Source organism: Saccharopolyspora soli, assembly GCF_022678645.1.
GTDB classification, from domain to species: Bacteria; Actinomycetota; Actinomycetes; order Mycobacteriales; family Pseudonocardiaceae; genus Saccharopolyspora; species Saccharopolyspora soli.
In genome coordinates this window covers 1-19,300 of sequence record NZ_JALBWV010000018.1, presented here as the reverse complement: position 1 = coordinate 19,300, position 19,300 = coordinate 1, and the positions used below count along the sequence as shown (strand labels likewise).

At 68.1% G+C, this 19,300-nt stretch carries 19 protein-coding genes; 10 read left to right on the top strand and 9 right to left on the bottom strand.

The window, feature by feature from the left end; all coding sequences use genetic code 11:
* Positions 1 to 38: 38 nt before the first annotated feature.
* Positions 39 to 182 (top strand): hypothetical protein, encoded by a 144-nt coding sequence (locus MOQ72_RS15650; RefSeq protein WP_242184275.1) that lies wholly within the window; start codon positions 39 to 41, stop codon positions 180 to 182.
* A 3-nt stretch (positions 183 to 185) separates the two neighbouring features.
* Here MOQ72_RS15650 and MOQ72_RS15645 read toward each other — a convergent pair whose 3' ends face one another.
* The 5 genes from MOQ72_RS15645 to MOQ72_RS15625 all read right to left on the bottom strand — a co-directional run bounded on the left by MOQ72_RS15645 (position 186) and on the right by MOQ72_RS15625 (position 4,760).
* Positions 186 to 1,538: a rhodanese-like domain-containing protein gene (locus tag MOQ72_RS15645; RefSeq protein ID WP_242184398.1), complete on the bottom strand. Its 1,353-nt coding sequence runs from the start codon at positions 1,536 to 1,538 to the stop codon at positions 186 to 188.
* Positions 1,539 to 1,552: 14 nt separating this feature from the next.
* The gene (locus MOQ72_RS15640; RefSeq protein ID WP_242184274.1) at positions 1,553 to 1,900 is read right to left on the bottom strand and encodes a cupin domain-containing protein; all 348 of its coding nucleotides are present in this window, start codon (positions 1,898 to 1,900) and stop codon (positions 1,553 to 1,555) included.
* A gap of 127 nt (positions 1,901 to 2,027) precedes the next feature.
* Complete coding sequence (locus MOQ72_RS15635; protein WP_242184273.1) at positions 2,028 to 2,783, bottom strand: MerR family transcriptional regulator; 756 nt, start codon at positions 2,781 to 2,783, stop codon at positions 2,028 to 2,030.
* Positions 2,784 to 3,009: 226 nt separating this feature from the next.
* Complete coding sequence (locus MOQ72_RS15630) at positions 3,010 to 3,810, bottom strand: ABC transporter permease (RefSeq protein ID WP_242184272.1); 801 nt, start codon at positions 3,808 to 3,810, stop codon at positions 3,010 to 3,012.
* Positions 3,807 to 4,760 (bottom strand): ATP-binding cassette domain-containing protein, encoded by a 954-nt coding sequence (locus tag MOQ72_RS15625; RefSeq protein ID WP_242184271.1) that lies wholly within the window; start codon positions 4,758 to 4,760, stop codon positions 3,807 to 3,809. The genes MOQ72_RS15630 and MOQ72_RS15625 overlap by 4 nt, the downstream gene beginning before the upstream one ends.
* A 327-nt stretch (positions 4,761 to 5,087) precedes the next feature.
* Between MOQ72_RS15625 and MOQ72_RS15620 the strand changes: the two genes are divergently transcribed.
* Positions 5,088 to 6,932, top strand: a complete 1,845-nt coding sequence (locus tag MOQ72_RS15620; protein ID WP_242184270.1) for an acyl-CoA dehydrogenase — start codon at positions 5,088 to 5,090, stop codon at positions 6,930 to 6,932.
* Positions 6,933 to 7,095: 163 nt separating this feature from the next.
* Here MOQ72_RS15620 and MOQ72_RS15615 read toward each other — a convergent pair whose 3' ends face one another.
* Complete coding sequence (locus tag MOQ72_RS15615; protein ID WP_242184269.1) at positions 7,096 to 7,503, bottom strand: DUF3224 domain-containing protein; 408 nt, start codon at positions 7,501 to 7,503, stop codon at positions 7,096 to 7,098.
* 83 nt (positions 7,504 to 7,586) lie between these two features.
* Here MOQ72_RS15615 and MOQ72_RS15610 point away from each other — a divergent pair, with 83 nt between their 5' ends.
* Positions 7,587 to 8,552, top strand: a complete 966-nt coding sequence (locus tag MOQ72_RS15610; RefSeq protein WP_242184268.1) for a helix-turn-helix transcriptional regulator — start codon at positions 7,587 to 7,589, stop codon at positions 8,550 to 8,552.
* Positions 8,553 to 8,650: 98 nt separating this feature from the next.
* On the opposite strand, the gene MOQ72_RS15605 is transcribed toward MOQ72_RS15610, so the two are convergent.
* The gene (locus MOQ72_RS15605; protein ID WP_242184267.1) at positions 8,651 to 9,391 is read right to left on the bottom strand and encodes a TetR/AcrR family transcriptional regulator; all 741 of its coding nucleotides are present in this window, start codon (positions 9,389 to 9,391) and stop codon (positions 8,651 to 8,653) included.
* 83 nt (positions 9,392 to 9,474) lie between these two features.
* Between MOQ72_RS15605 and MOQ72_RS15600 the strand changes: the two genes are divergently transcribed.
* Entirely contained in the window at positions 9,475 to 10,668 is a 1,194-nt protein-coding gene (locus MOQ72_RS15600; RefSeq protein ID WP_242184266.1) for a DUF418 domain-containing protein, read from the top strand.
* On the opposite strand, the gene MOQ72_RS15595 is transcribed toward MOQ72_RS15600, so the two are convergent.
* Complete coding sequence (locus MOQ72_RS15595) at positions 10,580 to 11,977, bottom strand: glycosyltransferase family 87 protein (RefSeq protein ID WP_242184265.1); 1,398 nt, start codon at positions 11,975 to 11,977, stop codon at positions 10,580 to 10,582. The genes MOQ72_RS15600 and MOQ72_RS15595 overlap by 89 nt on opposite strands.
* Positions 11,974 to 12,741: a deoxyribonuclease IV gene (locus MOQ72_RS15590; RefSeq protein ID WP_242184264.1), complete on the bottom strand. Its 768-nt coding sequence runs from the start codon at positions 12,739 to 12,741 to the stop codon at positions 11,974 to 11,976. The genes MOQ72_RS15595 and MOQ72_RS15590 overlap by 4 nt, the downstream gene beginning before the upstream one ends.
* A gap of 195 nt (positions 12,742 to 12,936) precedes the next feature.
* On the opposite strand from MOQ72_RS15590, the gene MOQ72_RS15585 reads away from it, so the two are divergent.
* The 6 genes from MOQ72_RS15585 to MOQ72_RS15560 all read left to right on the top strand — a co-directional run bounded on the left by MOQ72_RS15585 (position 12,937) and on the right by MOQ72_RS15560 (position 19,138).
* Positions 12,937 to 13,878, top strand: coding sequence for a hypothetical protein (locus MOQ72_RS15585; protein ID WP_242184263.1), 942 nt, complete (start codon positions 12,937 to 12,939; stop codon positions 13,876 to 13,878).
* Positions 13,879 to 14,028: 150 nt separating this feature from the next.
* Positions 14,029 to 14,391, top strand: coding sequence for a 30S ribosomal protein S6 (gene rpsF / locus MOQ72_RS15580; protein ID WP_242184262.1), 363 nt, complete (start codon positions 14,029 to 14,031; stop codon positions 14,389 to 14,391).
* 44 nt (positions 14,392 to 14,435) lie between these two features.
* Positions 14,436 to 14,915 (top strand): single-stranded DNA-binding protein, encoded by a 480-nt coding sequence (locus MOQ72_RS15575; RefSeq protein ID WP_242184261.1) that lies wholly within the window; start codon positions 14,436 to 14,438, stop codon positions 14,913 to 14,915.
* A gap of 45 nt (positions 14,916 to 14,960) precedes the next feature.
* Positions 14,961 to 15,197, top strand: a complete 237-nt coding sequence (gene rpsR, locus MOQ72_RS15570) for a 30S ribosomal protein S18 (RefSeq protein ID WP_093151213.1) — start codon at positions 14,961 to 14,963, stop codon at positions 15,195 to 15,197.
* A 19-nt stretch (positions 15,198 to 15,216) separates the two neighbouring features.
* Complete coding sequence (rplI, locus tag MOQ72_RS15565) at positions 15,217 to 15,669, top strand: 50S ribosomal protein L9 (protein WP_242184260.1); 453 nt, start codon at positions 15,217 to 15,219, stop codon at positions 15,667 to 15,669.
* A gap of 379 nt (positions 15,670 to 16,048) precedes the next feature.
* Positions 16,049 to 19,138 carry a replicative DNA helicase gene (locus MOQ72_RS15560; protein WP_372495389.1) on the top strand — a complete coding sequence of 1,030 codons (3,090 nt, stop codon included), beginning with the start codon at positions 16,049 to 16,051 and terminating at the stop codon, positions 19,136 to 19,138.
* Positions 19,139 to 19,300 lie beyond the last annotated feature (162 nt).

Below are 19,300 nucleotides of genomic sequence, written 5' to 3'. Positions count from 1 at the left end.
CACCCGCAACTCACCGAACACCTCGTGCCTGCGAGTGTATGCCCGGAATCGCCATCGGCGAGCGATCACAGCTGCGCAGCACCGCCCAGGTCATGAGCACGCCGACGCCGCCGAAGATCGTGCCGAACAGCAGGCAGACCACCTCCGGCCGGTCGCCGGGCAGCCGGTGCCGACCGGGATAGGGCTCAGCGGTCGGACACCAGGGGCAGTCCGGCGTGCTGCGCCGCGGCGAACTCCTCGTCGATCAACACGACCTCGCGGCCTTCGCGCGCCAGCAGCGAAGCCGCCGCGGCGGCCCGGTATCCGGCGCTGCAATGCACCCACACGACGCCGTCGGCGATTTCATGGGTCCGATCCCGCAGCTCGAAAAGCGGGATGTGCACGGCGTTCTTGAGGTGGCGGGCCCGCCACTCCCGGCGCATCCGCACGTCCAGCACAACGGTGCCCGGACCGGCTTCGGCGAGATCGGCGAAGGTCGCCGACGGCATGCCGCGCACCAGGCTGGCGTCCACGAGTTCCTGCGGCTGACCGACCGCCGCGGTCAGCCGCTCGATGCCGATGCGCACCAGTTCGCGCTGCGCCGCCGCGACCTGCTCCGGTGCCTCGCCGAGCAGGGTAAACGGGGTGCCCCAGTCGGTCAGCCAGCCGAGCCAGGTCGCCAGCGGACCGTCCAACCCGAGGCTGATCGCGCCCGCCAGGTGGGCGCGCGTGAAGGCGCGGCGGGAGCGCAGGTCCACCACCCATTCGGCGCCGCGCAGCCGCCGCGCGAGCTCCGCTGGCCGCACCCTGGCCGGTTCCCGCAGGTCCACCGGGTCCGGGCCGGTCAGATTCCGCGAGCCCATCCGCGCGTAGTAGGCCGGGAACGGGTCCAGCGCGCAGAGGGTGTGCTCGACGAATTCGTCCTCGCTGAGGCGGAACGCGGCGTTGACCTTCTTCTGCTGGCCGACGGTCCCGGAGTCGCCGGACACCGCGCTGGCCGAGCAGTAACTGCCGAAGCCGTGCGTCGGCCAGATCTCCGCGCCGTCCGGCAGCACCTCGGCGAGCTTGTGGACCGACGCGTGCTGCTGCCGGGCCAGTTCCTCGCTGTGCTGCTGCCCGAGCAGGTCGGTGCGCCCGGTCGAGCCGAACAGCAGCGATCCGCCGGTGAACACCCCGACCGCCCCGTCGGTGCCTTCGAGCACGTAGGACAGGTGGTGGAAGGTGTGCCCCGGAGTCGCCAGCACGCGCAGCCGCAGTTGTGGCGACACCTCCAGCACATCGCCTTCCACCAGCTGACGTCGCGCGAAGGTCACCTCGTCGGCTGCGGCCACCCCGTACTCCGCCCCGGTGAGCCGACACAGCTCCAGGCCGCCGGAGAGGTAGTCGTTGTGGATGTGCGTCTCCAGCACGTGCGTGATGCGGACGTCGCGGCGACCAGCCGCGGCGAACAGCCGGTCGATGTCGCGTTGCGGGTCCACCACGGCCGCCACCGCGCCGTCGGTGACCAGGTAGCTGCGATCGCCGAGCGACGAGGTCTCGACGACTTCGATCGCGACCATCACGCGCCCGCAGGTCAGCTGGGCGTCTCGTCGCGACCGTGGACCTGGGCCGGTGGGTGCGTGGCCTCCACGGCGGTGAACGTTTCCAGGATCTTGTAGTGGTGCTCGGCGCCCCTGGGGATGACCCACGAGTCGCCGGGTTGCAGCAGCACGGTCTGCCCTTCGCTGTGCAGCTCCGCGCGGCCGCTGATCACGTACCCGGCGGTCTCGTAATCCCGTGCGGCGGAAGGTTTGTCGGTGCCTGGCGGTTCGTCGCGCCACAGCCGCATCGACAGGCCCACACCCTCGGCGAGGTAGTACTGCCCCAGCGAGCCGCGCGGCGAGTGCGCGCCGTCCACCTTGATGATCGTGGTGTCACTCATCGGGTCCCCCTCTTGCCGGTTTCGGCTCGATTCTCCCGCCAGCCCTACGGTCGGGCAGCACGATCAGGGGTGGGTGCGTTGGGGCGCCCCAACGCACCCGCAGACCCTGGAGTCTTCTGAAACAGTCTCAGACCGAGGCTCGGTCGGCGTTGGCGGTGATCGCCGTTCGGACGAATTCCGCCAGGCCGGGCGCCAGGTCCTCGTACACCGCGCGGAAGCGCTCGTCCGCGACGTACATCTCGCCGAGACCGCGGTGGATCTCGTAGGTGCAGTCGTAGCACCAGCGCGTGATGTGCTGGCGGTGCTCCTCGGCCAGGTCCATCGCCGCTTCGCTCTCCGGCGCGATCCCGGCCTGGTGCGCTTCCGCCAGGCGGCGGCCGATGTCCTCCTGGGAGGCCAGGAACCGCTTCCAGTCCTCCTTCGTGTAGGAGCTCATCTTCTGCTGGGACTCCCGGTACGCGTCCGTGCCGCCCCAGCGCTGCTCGACTTCCTCGGTGTAGTCGTCCGGGTCGAAGTCGCCGAAGAGCTCGAACTTCTCCTCCTGCGTCAGGTTTATGCCCAAGGTGCTCGCCTCCAGTTCGCGTTCCACTGCCGCGACCATCCGCTGCAGCCGCTCGATGCGGCTGCGCAGCAGTTCGTGCTGCCGCTTCAGGTGCGCCCGAGCGTCACCTTCGGCGAGGATGCTCGCGATGTCGTCGAGGGTGAGGTCCAGCTCCCGGTAGAACAGGATTCGGCGCAGCCGGTCCAGATCCGCGTCGGAATAGCTGCGGTAGCCAGCCGACGTCCGGGCGCTCGGTGTCAGCAGACCGATTTCGTCGTAGTGGTGCAGCGTCCGCACGGTCACCCCGGCGAGCCGGGCGGCTTCGCCGACCGAGTAGCTCATCTCCTCACCTCCTCACCTCCGCGCCACCGAGCCTGCGGCCTAACGCAACGTGAGGGTCAAGCCGAATTCCGCGGTACGCGCCACAACCGGTAGTGCAGCCGCAGCACGGGAATCCGCCCGAACCGCAGCGTGCGCGCATCGACGTGGAAGTGTTCACCGATCCGGATGCACCGCGTTCGAGCACCAGATGTGCGCCGTCGCCCCGCGTCCAGCGGATGGCGCCGGGTCATCTGCTGGCGACGCGGCGGTAGCGGGCGACCGCCAATGGCATGAAGATCGCCATGATGACCAGGGCGGACGCGATCGAGTACAGCACCGCGTGCTGCGCGGGCCAGCCGTCCGGCACCGGCCCGGTGACCCGCAGCGGGTTGCCGTAGAGCTGTCGCAGCGCGTCGGCGGTGACGGTGATCGGGTTCCACTCGGCGAAGGCGCGCAGCGGTCCCGGCATCGACTCCGCCGGGACGAACGCCGACGAGATGAAGGTGACCGGGAACAGCCAGAGCAGCCCGGCGCTCTGCGCCACCTCGACACTGCGCGAGAGCAGCCCGATGAACGCGCCGACCCAGGACATCGCGAACGAGAACAGCAGCAGGATGGCGAAGGCCAGCAGCGCTTCGAGCAGGCTGCCGCGGATCCGCCAGCCCACGAACAGCCCGCACAGCGACATGATCACCACGGTCAGCACGCTGATCACGAGATCCGACGAGGTGCGGCCCAGCAGCACGGCGATCCGCGACATCGGCAGCGACCGGAACCGGTCCACTATCCCCTTGTTCAGGTCGTTGGCCAGCCCGATCACGGTGAACGCACTGTTGAACGCGACGGTCTGCACGAAGATCCCGGCGATCAGGAACTCCCGGTACGCCTCGCCGCCCAGGCTGCCGCCGAAGACGTAGGCGAACAGCAGCACGAACATGATCGGCTGCGCGGTGCTGGACAGCAGCATGTCCGGGTTCCGCTTGATGTTCATCAGGTTCCGCCACGCGACGACGCTGCTGTCGCGCATGCTGACGGCGAGCACGGTCACGGCTGGCCCTCCTCTTCGGTGCGGCGACCGGTCAGGCCCAGGAACACGTCGTCCAGGGTGGGTCGGTGCAATGCGACGTCCTGCACCGCGACGCCTTCGAGGTCCAACCTGCGCAGCGCCTCGATGAGCGCCTTCGGCCCGGTGTCCACCGCGACGAGCGCCTTGCGCAACTGCTCCTCGATCTCCGGTGGTCCGGACCCGACCTCGCTGAGCACCCGCGCCACCACCGGCAGGTCCGCCGCGTCCTGCACCGCCAGTTCCAGACGTTCCCCGCCGACCTGGGTCTTGAGCTGGTCGGCAGTGCCGCTGGCGATCACCCGGCCGCGGTCGATCACCGCGATGCGGTCCGCCAACTGGTCGGCCTCCTCCAGGTATTGCGTGGTCAGCAGGACGGTGGTGCCGTCGGCGACGAGTTCGCCGATGACGCTCCAGGTGTCCATCCGGCCGCGCGGGTCCAGTCCGGTGGTCGGCTCGTCGAGGACCACGACGGCTGGCGCGGCGACCAGCGCACCGGCCAGGTCCAACCGTCGGCGCATGCCACCGGAGTAACCCTTGGACGGTCGGTCGGCGGCCTCCCGCAGCCGGAATCGGTCCAGCAGTTGGCGCGCTCGCGCGGTCGCGCCCGCGCGGGACATGCCGTAGAGCCGACCGACCATGTAGAGGTTCTCGTAGCCGGTGAGGTTCTCGTCGACCGCCGCGTACTGCCCGGACAGGCCGATCGAGCGCCGCACCGCCTGCGGCTCGGCGAGCACGTCGTGACCGGCCACGAAGGCCCGCCCGGAGTCGGGTTTGAGCAGGGTGGTCAGGATCCGCACGGTCGTGGTCTTGCCCGCGCCGTTGGGTCCGAGCAGGCCGAGCACCTGACCGGACGGAATCTCCAGGTCCACGCCGTCCAACGCGCGGTTCGAGCCGAAGGTCTTCACCAACGCTTCCGCGCGCACAGCAGCCATCGGGGTCTCCGCAGGGGTTTTTGCCGGAAATGTCAGCGCAACTGTAGGCGGTGGCCCGGACAATCCGCCGCCGATTTTCCGCGGTCACCCGGTGCCTGGCAGTTCAAGAGCAACTGCTGGCTGCTGCGGCTCGGATGGCGCAGCCCGCTTGGGAGGTCTATGCCACAAGCTGAATTTCGCATCGAATTCCCTGGTCGTGGCCGGTTTCGACAACGGGGTGCGCAATGTCGCCTTGGCACGGGTTACTGCCAGGTAATACTCTCTTGTTACCGACGAGTAAGGGCCGAGCCGGGCCCGCCCGCAGCAGCGCGCAAGAGGGAGCCTCCGATGGGCCACTACAAGAGCAACGTCCGCGACCTCGAATTCAACCTGTTCGAGCTCTTCCGGGTGCAGGACCGCCTGGGGCGGGGCGCCTTCGAACAGTCCGACGAAGACACCGTGCGCGGCGTGCTGACCGAACTCAACGAGCTGGCCACCGGCCCGCTGGCGGAAGCCTTCGCCGAGGGCGACCGCACGGGCGCCAAGTTCGACCCGGCCACCCATTCGGTGACCCTGCCCGAGGCGTTCAAGAAGTCCTACCGGCAGGTCGTGGACGGCGAGTGGTGGCGGCTGAGCCTGCCGGACGAACTCGGCGGCTACGGCACCCCGCCCAGCGTCGTCTGGTCGGCCGCGGAACTCATGCTCGGCGCCAACCCGGCGGTGTACATGTACATGACGGGCCCGAACTTCGCCACGATCCTGTGGCGCAACGGCACCGAGGAGCAGCGCCACTGGGCCGAGCTGATCATCGAGCGCGGCTGGGGCGCCACCATGGTGCTCACCGAACCGGACGCGGGCTCCGACGTCGGCGCCGGGCGCACCAAGGCCATCAAGCAGGAGGACGGTTCGTGGCACCTGGAGGGAGTCAAGCGGTTCATCACCTCCGGCGACCAGGACATGACCGAGAACATCATGCACCTGGTGCTGGCCCGCCCCGAGGGGTCCGGCGTGGAGTCCAAACCCGGTACCAAGGGTCTGAGCCTGTTCCTGGTGCCGAAGTTCCACTTCGACACCACCACCGGTGAGCTCGGCGAGCGCAACGGCGCCTTCGTCACCAACGTCGAGCACAAGATGGGGCTGAACGCCTCCGCCACCTGCGAGCTGACCTTCGGCCAGCACGGCACCCCGGCCAAGGGCTGGCTGCTCGGCGAGGTGCACGACGGCATCGCGCAGATGTTCCAGGTCATCGAGCACGCCCGGATGATGGTCGGCACCAAGGCCATCGGCACCCTGTCCACCGGCTACCTCAACGCGCTGGACTACGCCAAGCAACGGGTGCAGGGCGCGGACCTGACCAAGTCCACCGACAAGAGCGCGCCGCGGGTCACCATCACCCACCACCCCGACGTGCGGCGGATCCTGATGCTGCAGAAGGCATACGCCGAAGGGCTGCGCGCGGTCTACCTCTACACCGCCAGCTTCCAGGACCAGGTCGCGCAGGGCCAGCACGACGGCACCGACTTCAGCACCGCCGAGCAGGTCAACGACCTGCTGCTGCCGATCGTCAAGGGCGTCGGATCGGAGCGGGCGTACGAGATGCTGACCCTGTCGTTGCAGACCCTGGGCGGCTCCGGCTACCTGCAGGACTACCCGATCGAGCAGTACATCCGGGACGCCAAGATCGACAGCCTGTACGAGGGCACCACCGCGATCCAGGCCCAGGACTTCTTCTTCCGCAAGATCGTCCGCAACAACGGCGCGGCCCTCGGCCAAGTCGCGGCCGAGATCCAGGCGACGCTGGAAGCCGAAAGCGCCGACGAGCGGCTCAAGGAGGAGCGCGCGCTGGTCGCCCGCGCGTTGCAGGACGCCCAGAGCATGGTGGGCACGCTGATCGAGTTCCTGACCTCCGCGCAGGAGGACGTCAAGAACATCTACAAGGTCGGCCAGCACGCGGTCTCGTTCCTGCTGAGCATGGGCGACCTGCTGATCGGCTGGCTGCTGCTGCGGCAGGCCGAGACCGCCCTCGCCGCGCTGGACGCCGGTGCGTCCGCCAAGGACCAGCCGTTCTACCAGGGCAAGGTCGCGGCGGCCCGGTTCTTCGCCAAGAACGTGCTGCCGGAGCTCACCGGTCGCCGCAAGATCATCGAGGCGACCGACAACTCCCTGATGGAACTGGACGAGTCCGCCTTCTGACGCACCTCCCGGCCGAGGCCACCGTTCAATCGCAGCGGTGGCCCCGGCTTTGGGCGGCGCCGCAACGACGGGCGCGGGAATCGGGGTAGCCGCGGCGACGTCCGGCGTTCCGCTCTCCACCCACAAGACAGCTCAACCGTCCGAGTCCTATGTGGACGAATCGTCAGTCCAGGTCGTAGTCGAAGGTGTAGGGCACCGCGGATTCGCCGTGCTTGGTGGTGTAGCGGCCGGTGCCGCTAAGCCCGGACAGCTCGTCGGTCGCCGAGCCCGCCACCACCTCGAAGGTGCCGTGGATCAAACCGTCCGCCCCGAACCAGCCGCGTTCTTCGACGGCGAAACTCCCCTTGCGCCCGCTGATCGTCCCGCTGAGCAACTGCATGCCGGTGAACGACCCGGTCAGTTCGGTGCGGTAGACGAGGGTGTACTCGCAGCGGACCTCGGCAGCTTCGATGCCGCCGGAGAAGGTGTTGGTGATCGCGGCGTGGGCGAGCTTCGGATACCGCTCGGCGTCGCCGACGACGCTCTCGTCCCAGCTGGCGACGATGAAGCTCCCGGTGGTCTGCGTGCTCATGGACGTCCTTTCGATCGTTTTGCGACCAGCCTGGATGCGGTAGCTGACACCTCCTGTCAGGTACCGCGGGCAAAATCCGCGCCATGCGCGCCGACCGCCTGCTCGCCGTCCTCCTGCTGCTGCAGAACCGCGGCCGGATGACGGCGACCGAACTCGCCGCGGAACTGGAGGTGTCGGTCCGCACGATCTACCGGGACATCGAGGCCCTCGGCACGGCGGGCGTCCCGGTCTGCGCCGACCGCGGGCCGGACGGCGGCTACCGCCTGGTGGACGGCTACCGCACCCGCCTGACCGGACTCACCGACGCCGAAGCCGGATCGCTGTTCCTCGCCGGAGCGCCGGGCCCGGCCGAAGATCTGGGTCTTGGCGCGGTTCTCACCACCGCGCAACTGAAGGTCCAAGCCGCCCTGCCTGCCGCCCTGGCCGAACGCGCGCGACGCATCCAGGACCGCTTCCACCTCGACGCGCCGGGCTGGTTCCGGGACGCCGATCCGGTCCCGCACCTTGCCGAAATCGCCCGAGCGGTGTGGGAACAACGCGTGCTGCGTGCGCACTACCGCCGCTGGAAAGGCGAAGTGCACCGGGAACTACACCCGCTGGGCGTCGTCCTGAAAGGAGGGATCTGGTACCTGGTCGCGCAGGCCGAAGAAGCGGTCCGCACCTACCGGATCTCCCGGTTCCGCAGCGTGCGGGTCACCCCGGAATCCTTCACCCGACCAGCCGGTTTCGACCTCGCCACCAGCTGGGCCGAAGCGGCCCGCCGGATGGAAGCAGCGATGCTGCGCGGAACCGCTCGACTGCGGATCTCGCCGCGCGCCCAGCGATTGCTGCCCGCGCAGTTCGGCGCGAAAGGCGCCCGAGCCCTCGCGGAAGCCGGACCGCCGGACGAAAACGGCTGGGTGCAGGTCGACCTACCGGTCGAGCACCAGCAGGTCGCGGTCTGCGACCTGCTCCGCCTCGGAGCGGAAGCCGAAGTCCTCGCTCCAGCCGAACTCCGTTCGGCCGTCGCCGAAACCGTCACGGCCCTGGCAACCCGCTACGCGTCGTGAGTGCGAAACCGGGCTCCAGCCCGGCTAGGCACTCACGGCCCCATTCGAGTGAGGGGTGAGGGGCACCCTTCACCAAGTAAGTTGGTAAAGGGTGCCCCTCACCCTGTCTCTGCACCCCGCGACGGGGCTCGGGCGTCGATCAGGGTTGCTATGCCGTCGAGGACGCGTTGCAGGCCCAGTTCGAAGGTTTCGGCGGCGGACGGGTCGGCACCCGCGAGCAGGGCTCGGGCCAGGGCTGGGTAGTCGTCGAAGTTCACCAGCTCCGCCAGCGCCTCGTCGCGCTTGGCCGCCCAGGCGGTGTCGCCCGCACCCCGGTCCACGCTGGTCCACGCGGTGCCGCGGACGAAGCCGTCCAACGTCTCGATGACCGCGAGTTTCTCCTGCTCCGACAGCCCGGTTTCGGCCAGCACCCGAAGCGTCGAGTCGTACCAGGCCAGCAGGTTCGGACCCGGCAGCACCCGGCCGGAGACCACCTGCAGCACCCACGGGTGCCGGTGGAACTCCGCCCAGTCCTCCCGCGCCCAGGTCTGGAACTTCGCCCGCCAGTCGCCCGGCAGCGTGTGCGGCAGGCTGGAGTATCCCGCGACCGCGTCGAGCATCAGCGCGATCAGCTCGGCCCGCCCCGGCACGTAGGTGTACAGCGACGCGGTGCCCACGCCGAGTTCCGTCGCGACGCGGCGCATCGACAGCGCTGTGACGCCCTCGCGGTCGGCGATGTCGATCGCCGCGCGCACGATGCGGTCGACGTCCAGCGCGGGGCGCGGGCCGCGTCGCGGGCGGTCCCGGACGCCCCAGAGCAGTGCGAGGGCGCGGGACGGATCAGTTTCATCGGTCGACATGTTGCGCTCAGCCTATAACTCCGAATACTGTTCGGATAACTCCGAATGATGTTCGGAGTTATCCGGCGCCACTGGGGGGACCGATGCCAACCCTGACGACCCGCGGACCGGTGCGAGCCACCGAACGCGCCCTCGCACCCGACCTCGCCCGCGGCCTGATGCTGCTGCTCATCGTGCTGTCCAACACGACGTTCTTCCTGTGGGCCGCCGACTACGGCGGGCCCGGCCAATACCCCGCTGCGGCGACCCCGATCGACAGCGCCGTGCAGTTCGTGCAACTCCTGGTGCTCGACATGCGGGTGTATCCGCTGTTCGCGTTCCTGTTCGGCTACGGGATGACGCAGCTGTTCCGACGGCAGATCGAAGCCGGAACCAGCGAACGGCACGCCGTCGTGCTGCTGCGCCGCCGAAGCCGCTGGCTGCTCGCCTTCGGCTTCGCGCACGCCGCGCTCCTGCTCGCCACCGACGTGCTCGGCGCCTACGGCGTGATCAGCCTCGTCATCGGCGCGCTCCTGCTCCGCCGCAGCGATCGCACCCTGCTCACCTGGAGCGCGATCGGTGCCGCCCTCCTCGCCCTGCTGCTGATCAGCGGAATCGCCTTCGCGTTCGCCCCCGCCGACCCCGCCGCGATAGGGCCGACACCAGCGAACGCGACGGGCGCAGCCGACGAGAACTACCTCGTCGCGGGCATCTCAAGACTCGCCACGTGGCTGGTGCTGACCGGCCTGACCACGTTCGGCATCACCGCCCCGGTCGCGATGCTGCTCGGGACCTGGGCCGCCCGCCGAAGAATCCTCGAAGAACCGCACCGGCACCTGCCACTGCTGCGCCGCACCGCGATCATCGGCATCACCACCTGCTGGCTGGGCAGCCTGCCCGCAGCCCTGTCCCAGGTCGGCGCCCTGCCCGAGGTGAACGAAGCCGCCCTGTGGGCGATGCAATGGCCGACCGGACTAGCAGGCGGACTCGGCTACGTCGCGCTGTTCGGCCTGCTCGCCAACCGGACATCCCGACGCGCCAAGCCATCGCGGGCGATCGTGGCGGTCAGCGCGGTGGGCAAGCGCTCGCTGTCCTGCTACCTGACCCATTCGGTGATCATGGCCCCGGTGCTGGCCGCCTGGGGTCTCGGCCTCGGCGCACACCTGACCAACGCGACCATGGCCTGCTTCGCCACCGGGCTGTGGCTGATCACGGTCGCCGGAGCGTACTGGTTCGAACGTCGCGATCGACGAGGTCCGGCAGAGCACGTGCTGCGCCGCTTGATGTACCGGACCTGACATCATCCACAGTGGACCGGGCCGCGAGGAACGCGATGAACAGGCCGACCAGCAGCGCGGCCCGGCCCCACACCCCGATCATCAACGCCTGCGCGGTGAAACCGTCGTGGATCCCGCTGGGCTCACCGGTCATGTTCAAGTAGAACCAGCGGAAGATGCTGATGCCCATCGCCGCGTCCGCCACCAGGTACGCCGCGATCCAACCCCAGCGCACCGACACCAGCACGAACATCGGCAACAACCACAGCGTGTACTGCGGCGAATGCACCTTGTGCAACAGCAGGAAGCCGCACAGCATCGCCGCCGACACCTGGACCCACGGATAGCTCCCGGTGCGCTCGTAGCGCAACCAGCCCACGCCGCAGGCGATCGCGAACGCCACCAGCATCAGCAGCGGCGACACCACGCCCATCGCCGACTGGAACCCCTCGGAGTCGGTCCAATGCCGAAAACCCCAGTACCAGACCGAATTCGTGCTGATGTCCACCTGCCGCCGGGACTGGAACTCGAACGACGCCAACCAACCGCCGAACCCGGCCAGCGCGAACGGCACGTTCACCGCCACCGCCGTAGCGACTGCCGCACCCACGACCTGCACCGCGCCCCGCACATCCAGCCGCCCCCGGCCGCTGGTCAGCACGTACAACGCCAGCGGTAGCACGAAAAGCGCCGGATACAGCTTCAGCGCGAAACCCGCGCCCAACAACACCGCGGCCACCGTCGCCCGACGCCGCAACGACACCGACGTCCACCGGTGCACCACGAACACCGCCGCCACCGAACACGCCACGACGGGCAGATCCCAGTTGTGGAACGCATACCACACCAACGGCGGGCTGAGCGCCCACAACAACGCCCGCCACCCGCTCAACCTGCCCAACCACCACGCGACGGCCAACCCGAACGGAGCCATCAACAACGCCGACGCGGCGAGAAAACCCGCATCGGTGTGGGCGAACAACGCCCCCACCCAGATCAGCACCCCGGTCAGCACCGGGTACTCGACCACCCCGCCGTACAACGTCCCGTCAGCCCGAATCCCCCCGTGCACGTAGGGGAACACGTGCCGGTCGATGTCCCGGCCGATCCACAGGTTCTGGATGTCGGAGTAGCACACGTCGCCGTAGGCCCGTTCCTGGTAGGCCGGTTCCGACCGCCCCTGCTCGTCGAAATCCGGACCGGTGCAACGAGCCTTGTTCGCATAACCCAGCGCCAACGTCAGCGCCGTCAACAGGCACAGCACCGCCAACCCGGAGATCGTCAGCGCTCGTGAGCGATTACGGCCGCTGGAACGGCCATTCGCACTCACGACACCTTGCCGCGCAAGAACGAGATGTCCTCGGCCTGGCCCTCGTCCGGCGTCTCCACCACCACCGGCGCCGCAGCGTTCGCGCACACCGCGACCAGCAGATCCGGATCGATGTTGCCCGCCCCGATGTTGGCGTGCCGATCCCGCGACGAACCGAACTCGTCACGCGAATCGTTGAGGTGCACCAGATCGATCCGCCCGGTGATCGCCCGCACCCGATCCACGATGTCCAACAACTCCTCGCCCGCCGCATGCGCGTGGCAGGTGTCCAGGCAGAACCCGGCACCGAACTCCCCGACGGCATCCCACAACCGCGCCAACGCGTCGAAGCGCCGGGCCATCGCGTTGGCCCCACCAGCGGTGTTCTCGATCAGGATCGGCACCTCGAAACCACCGTCAGCGGCCTGCCGCTCGAACAACTTCCGCCAGTTCGCCACGCCCTCGGCCGGAGCATCGTCCTTGGTCACGTGCCCGCCGTGCACGATCAGCCCCTGCGCCCCCACTCCGGCCGCGGCCTTCGCCTGCTGCGCCACCGCCTTGCGCGACGGAATCCGGATCCGGTTGTTCAGCGACGCCACGTTGATCACGTACGGCGAGTGGATGAACACCACCAGCTCGCTGTCCCGCAGCTGCTCGGCCTGCGGATGCGGCTTCGGGGCCTTCCAACCCTGCGGGTCGGACAGGAAGAACTGCACTACCTCCGCGCCGCGCTCGGCAGCGGCGGTCAACGGATCATCATCGCGGACGTGGGCGCCGATACGCATACCCCGAAGTCTAGAACCGTCGCGACCCGCCCGTTCAGCCGTCCGAGCCAGCCGCTTCCGCGTGAAATCGGCCCGGCCATCCCACTGGTCGGAAACCAACCGACCCCGTCACCAATGGCGGTGTTCACGCGTTGGATTTTTTTGAGAGAGTGGATGATCAGCATTCGCATTCGCACTGCCAACGGGGAGGCGAGCATGGGGGCACGGGGTCGACCCAACCCGCTGATCAGACCGAACGCGCTCGGCCGGACCGCATCCGCTGGGCTCGTCGCCCTCGTGATCAGCGCCAGCACCTTCCTCGGTGCCGGAGCCGCCCACGCCGCCGACACGCTGGTCGTCGACCAGCCGCTGGCGACCGTCGAGGCGGTGCCCGGCCAGGAGATCGCCGTCGCGCCGTCCACCCTGGACTTCAAGGTCCGCGAAGCTGTGCTGCTCGCCATGCCGCTGGCCCTGGGCCCGGCCGACGACGCCGCCGACCGGTTCGCCGAGCTGACCCCGATCCCGATCGGCAACGCACCCGAAGGCCGCACGTTCTACTCCGGCAACGACATCGCCGCGGCAGCCGCGCCCCGGCTCGCCGAACTCGGTCTGCCAGCCGACAAAGTCGAAGCCGTGACCTGGCATTTCACCACCCTGGTGAGCATCGGCAACGCCGTCACCGTGAACGCCGAACAGCCCGAGGAACAGCCACCGCCGTCGTCGGAACCCGCCCCCGAGCAACCGGCACCGACACCTCCACCGCAGACCAGCCCACCGCCGAGCAGCAGCGAAGCCGCACCGCCACCGGCACCGGCCGAAACGTCCGCGCCGGTCCTGCTGCCCAGCGGCGGCGCTCCGGCCGCGATCAGCGTGCTGCCCCCCGACCTCCGCTATGAACCGTTGCCGTGGGCGCAGCCCCGCTACGACCAGGTCCCCGGCCTGACCCCGAACGTCGGCGACCTCGCCAGGCAGACCCAGGAACAGCAGGCCCAGCAGCAGGCGCGCGAAGAGCAGGACGAGATCCGCGCCGCGGGCAAGGCCGAAGCGCTGCCCACCGAGGTGACCGATCGGGTCGCCCTCCCGGTGCTGCTCGCCGCGATCTCGCTGGCGGTGCTCACCGCGGCCCTGGTCCGCAGCTGGGTCCTCCGCCGCTACTGACCAGCGGAAACACCCGCGCTGCTGGCCACGCCGAGAAGCGGCGGGGCGCTGCGGGTGGTGTCGGGAGGCCTTGCTAGCCTTGTCCAGTTCGTCGACGCGAACGACCCTCCTGCCACGGAGAGCCCGTGGCCGCGAGTCCACAGGAGGTGAATGGTCTTCATGCGTCATTACGAGCTCATGGTCATCCTCGACCCGAGCCTGGACGAGCGCAACGTCGCTCCGTCCATGGAGAACTTCCTCAACGTTGTCCGCAACGACGGTGGCACCGTCGAGAAGGTGGACGTCTGGGGTCGGCGGCGGCTGTCGTACGAGATCGACAAGCACGCCGAGGGCATCTACGTCGTCCTGGACCTCAATGGCGAGCCGGCCACCATCAAGGAACTCGACCGGCAGCTGAACCTCAACGAGTCGATCCTGCGGACCAAGGTCCTGCGCAAGGTCGTCGAGCCCCGCAAGGCTGCTCGGGCCGCCAAGGCCACCGCCGCCAAGGCCCGCGCTCAGGCATCCGCCTGATCCGGCCCCGAACCCGCTAACGACCAGACTGGAGTCCACAGGTCATGGCTGGTGAAACGGTAATCACGGTGGTCGGCAACCTGACGGCCGACCCGGAGCTGCGCTTCACCCCGTCCGGTGCGGCGGTTGCGAACTTCACGGTCGCCTCCACGCCTCGGACCTTCGACCGCCAGAGCGGCGAGTGGAAGGACGGCGAAGCCCTCTTCCTGCGCTGCAACATCTGGCGCCAGGCCGCGGAGAACGTGGCCGAGTCGCTGACCCGCGGCATGCGGGTGGTCGTGCAGGGCAGGCTGCGGCAGCGCTCCTTCGAAACGAAGGAGGGCGAGAAGCGCACCGTCGTCGAGCTTGAGGTCGACGAGATCGGGCCGTCCCTGCGCTACGCCACCGCCAAGGTGAACAAGGTCAGCCGCGGCGGCAGTGGCTTCAGCGGTGGCGGCGGCCAGGCGGGCAGCCCGGCCGACGACCCGTGGGGTTCCGCGCCGCCCGCCGGTTCCGGCGGGTTCAGCGACGAGCCGCCGTTCTAAGCGGCGCAGCAACGCTTACGAAGTTTTCGTTCAGGAGGAAGACCGATGGCCAAGGCGCCTGTGCGCAAGCCGAAGAAGAAGGTCTGCGTGTTCTGCAAGGACAAGGCGGCGCAGATCGATTACAAGGACACGACGCTGCTGCGGAAGTACATCTCCGACCGCGGCAAGATCCGTGCCCGCCGGGTGACCGGCAACTGCAGCCAGCACCAGCGCGACGTCGCGATCGCGGTGAAGAACGCCCGCGAGATGGCGCTGCTGCCCTACACCTCGACCGCTCGCTGACCCGGAAAGGAGACACGTCGTGAAGATCATCCTCACCGCCGACGTGACCGGTCTCGGCGAGTCGGGCGACATCGTCGAGGTCAAGGACGGCTACGCGCGCAACTACCTGCTGCCCCGCAGCCTGGCCATCGTGGCCACCAAGGGTGCGCAGAAGCAGATCGAGACGATCCGCCGCGTCCAGGAGAACCGCCGGGTGCGCAACCTGGAGCACGCCCGCGAGCTCAAGCAGCAGCTGCAGGACCTCGGTGCGGTCACGCTGACCGCGAAGGTTTCCCAGCAGGGCAAGCTTTTCGGTTCGATCACCAGCGGCGACGTCGTCGCCGCAGTGCGCAAGGCAGGTGGCCCGAACCTGGACAAGCGCTCGGTCTCGTTGCGCGGCCACATCAAGTCGCTGGGCAAGCACGTCGTCGACGTGCAGTTGCACCCGGACGTGACGGCCGCCGTCAACGTTCGAGTCGCTGGCGAGCAGTGACCCGGTAGTACCGGTTTCCACCGGCAGCATCGTCCACTCCGGCATTCGTGTGATGGGTGGACGATGCTGCGTCCGGCGTGCACACCGGCCGTCACGACGACCGCGCAGCGTCGCCGATTCCGACACGCCGAAGCCAGCGACACGCCGGGACTTTTCCACGGATTTCTTCCACAGCCTGCACATTGCAGGTGACCTGGGGTTTCTCGTCGATCATGGTGACTTGTCCCCAGGTTGTCCCCAGCTGCGCGGAAGGCTGGCACAAGTTATCCCCAGCTCGATTCGAGCTATCCACAAGTTGTCCCAAGGTTTGTCCACAGCCTGACTTGCCTGCTCCATGCGGGCGATCTAGCTTCGCGCGCGGGCTTCTTGCCCACTACGCGTGATCATTTTGGCGCTGGAGGAGGTGCGGGGTCCGGTGGCGGTGCCCGACGAGCGGGAAGATCCGTACTTCGCCAGCGACGACGGCGCCGGTAACGGCACCTTCGAACGGCAGCCCCCGCAGGACTTGGCGGCCGAGCAGTCGGTGCTCGGCGGCATGATGCTGAGCAAGGACGCGATCGCCGACGTCGTCGAAGTGCTCCGCCCGAACGACTTCTACCGACCGGCGCACCAGGCCATCTACGACTGCGTCCTCGACCTCTACGGCCGTGGCGAACCAGCGGACGCGATCACCGTGTCGGCCGAACTGGAACGCCGCCAGGAGTTGCTCAAGGTCGGCGGCGCTCCCTACCTGCACACCCTGATCGCCACGGTGCCCACGGCCGCGAACGCGGGTTACTACGCGGAAATCGTCTCGGAGAAGGCGGTCCTGCGCCGCCTGGTGGAGGCGGGCACCCGGATCGTGCAGCTCGGCTACCACGGCTCCGAAGGAGCGGCGATCGAAGAGGTGGTCGACCGAGCCCAGGCCGCGATCTACGACGTGACCGAGCGCCGAACCAGCGAGGACTACCACGCGCTCGAAGAACTCCTCCAACCAACGATGGACGAGATCGACGCCATCGCCTCCCGAGGAGGAGAATCCCAAGGAATCCCAACGGGTTTCGCGGACCTGGACGCCCTGACCAACGGCCTCCACCCCGGCCAGATGATCATCCTGGCCGCGCGTCCTGGTGTCGGGAAGGCATTGGCGTTGGACACGCCCCTGCCAACCCCGAACGGCTGGACGACGATGGGCGAGGTCGCGGTCGGTGACCACCTGCTCGGATCCGACGGCAAGCCCACGAAGGTCGTCGCGGCAACCGAGGTCATGACCGACCGCCCGTGCTACGAAGTCGAATTCTCCGACAGCACCATCATCACCGCCGACGCCCAACACCGGTGGCAACTCGCCGACGGCGGCGTGCACGCCACGGAAAGCCTCGTTTCCTTGGTGCCGACGGCGATGATTCGCCGCGCAGACCTCAAGATGACTGATGTGCGGCCGACAGCCAGTGTGCCGGTCCGGTGCGTCGAGGTCGATGCGCCGGATCACCTGTACCTGGCCAGCCGAGCCATGATTCCGACCCACAACTCCACGCTGGGCTTGGACTTCGCCAGGTCGGCGTCGGTGAAGCACGGGCTTGGCAGTGTCATCTTCTCGTTGGAGATGGGGCGTACCGAGATCGTCATGCGCATGCTGTCCGCGGAGGCCCGGATTCGGCTCGGCGATATGCGCGGTGGTCGGATGACCGACGACGACTGGACCCGGCTGGCTCGGCGGATGAGCGAGATCAGCGAGGCGCCGCTGTTCGTCGACGACTCGCCGAACCTGACCATGATGGAGATCCGCGCGAAAGCGCGACGCCTGAAGCAACGCCACGACATCCAGCTCATCGTCGTGGACTACATGCAGCTGATGACCTCCGGCAAGCGGGTCGAGTCCCGCCAGCAGGAAGTCTCGGAGTTCTCCCGAAATCTCAAGCTGCTGGCCAAGGAACTAGAAGTCCCCCTGGTAGCGATCTCCCAGCTGAACCGAGGCCCAGAACAAAGAACGGACAAAAAGCCCCAACTCTCGGACCTGCGTGAGTCGGGGTGCCTCACAGCTGACACCCGGCTGCTGCGCGCGGACACCGGTGCCGAGGTCACCTTCGGTGAACTGATGCGCACCGGGGAACGGCCGCTCGTCTGGTCCTTGGACGACCGGATGCGCCTGGTGCCGAGGCCGATCACGAACGTCTTCTCCAGCGGCGTCAAGGAAGTCTTCAAGGTCCGGCTCGCCTCCGGCCGCGAGATCGAAGCCACCGCCAACCACCCGATGCTCACTGTGGACGGCTGGGTGCCACTGGGTGAATTGGCCGAGGGATCGCGGGTTGCCGTACCCCGGCAGCTGCCGGAGCCGCTGGATGTGAAGCCGTTGCCGGAAGCCGAGATCGTGATGCTCGCGCACCTGATCGGCGACGGCTCGTTCGTGAAGCGGCAGCCGTTGCGCTATGCGAGCGTGGACGAAGCGAACCTGGAAGTCGTGGCTGAAGCGGCGAAGCACTTCGGTATCACCGCAGTCCGCGACGTCTACGCGGCGGCGAAGGTGACCACGCTGCGGCTCCCCGCGCCGTATCGGCTGACGCACGGCAAGCGGAACCCGATCGCGGCCTGGCTCGACGAGATGGGCCTGTTCGGCCTGCGCAGCCATGAGAAGTTCATCCCGGACCGGGTCTTCTCGCTACCCCGCAAGCAGATTGCAGTGTTCCTGCGGCACCTGTGGGCCACCGATGGTTCGGTGCGCTGGGACGAGAAAGCCAGCCAGGCGAGGCTTTACTACGCGACGACGAGCCGACAACTCGCCGATGACCTGGCTCGTCTGCTGCTTCAGATCGGTGTCTTCGCCCGGATCACGGCTGTGAAGAAGTCCGGCTATAGAGACTGCTACCACGTGCTCATCTACGGTGCGGAGAACCAGCTGAAGTTCCTGGACGAAGCCGGAATTCACGGAGCCCGGTCTGTTCCGGTCGCATTCGTGGCTGAGAAGCTGCGGGCGATCAGCGGGAACACGAACCGGGACACGGTCCCCAAGGAGGTTTGGGGCCGGATTCGTGGCCTTCTCGCAGCGCGTCCGATGACGCATCGGGACTTCTCGGCGCGAATGGAGACCCAGTTCTGCGGCTCGACCATGTGGAAGCACGCGCCCAGTCGGACGCGGCTGGCCCGCGTGGCAGCGGTGCTGGACGACGCCGACCTGGAGATGTTGGCGACCAACGACGTGTTCTGGGATGAGATCGCGGAGATCACCGGTGTCGGCGAGCAGCAGGTCTTCGACGCAACCGTCGATGGAACGCATAATTTCGCGGCAAACTGCATTTGTATGCATAACAGCCTGGAGCAGGATGCCGACATGGTGATCTTGATCCATCGGCCGGATGCGTTCGAGCGGGATGATCCGCGGATGGGTGAGGCCGACCTGATCTTGGCCAAGCACCGCGCCGGTCCGACCGCGACGATCACGGTCGCCCACCAACTCCACTACAGCCGCTTCGTCGACATGGCCCAGGAGTAACCACCGATTGTGTAGGGTCTCAAATCTGATGGCCAATTCTCAGTCCTGATGGCCACTGTCTGGCCAACTGGCCATCATCGAGCCGGGGGCGGGTATCAGTCGTCGGCGAGGATGGCGTACAGATCCGAGTCGCGCCAACCATCGCGAATGTACGCGGTGCCA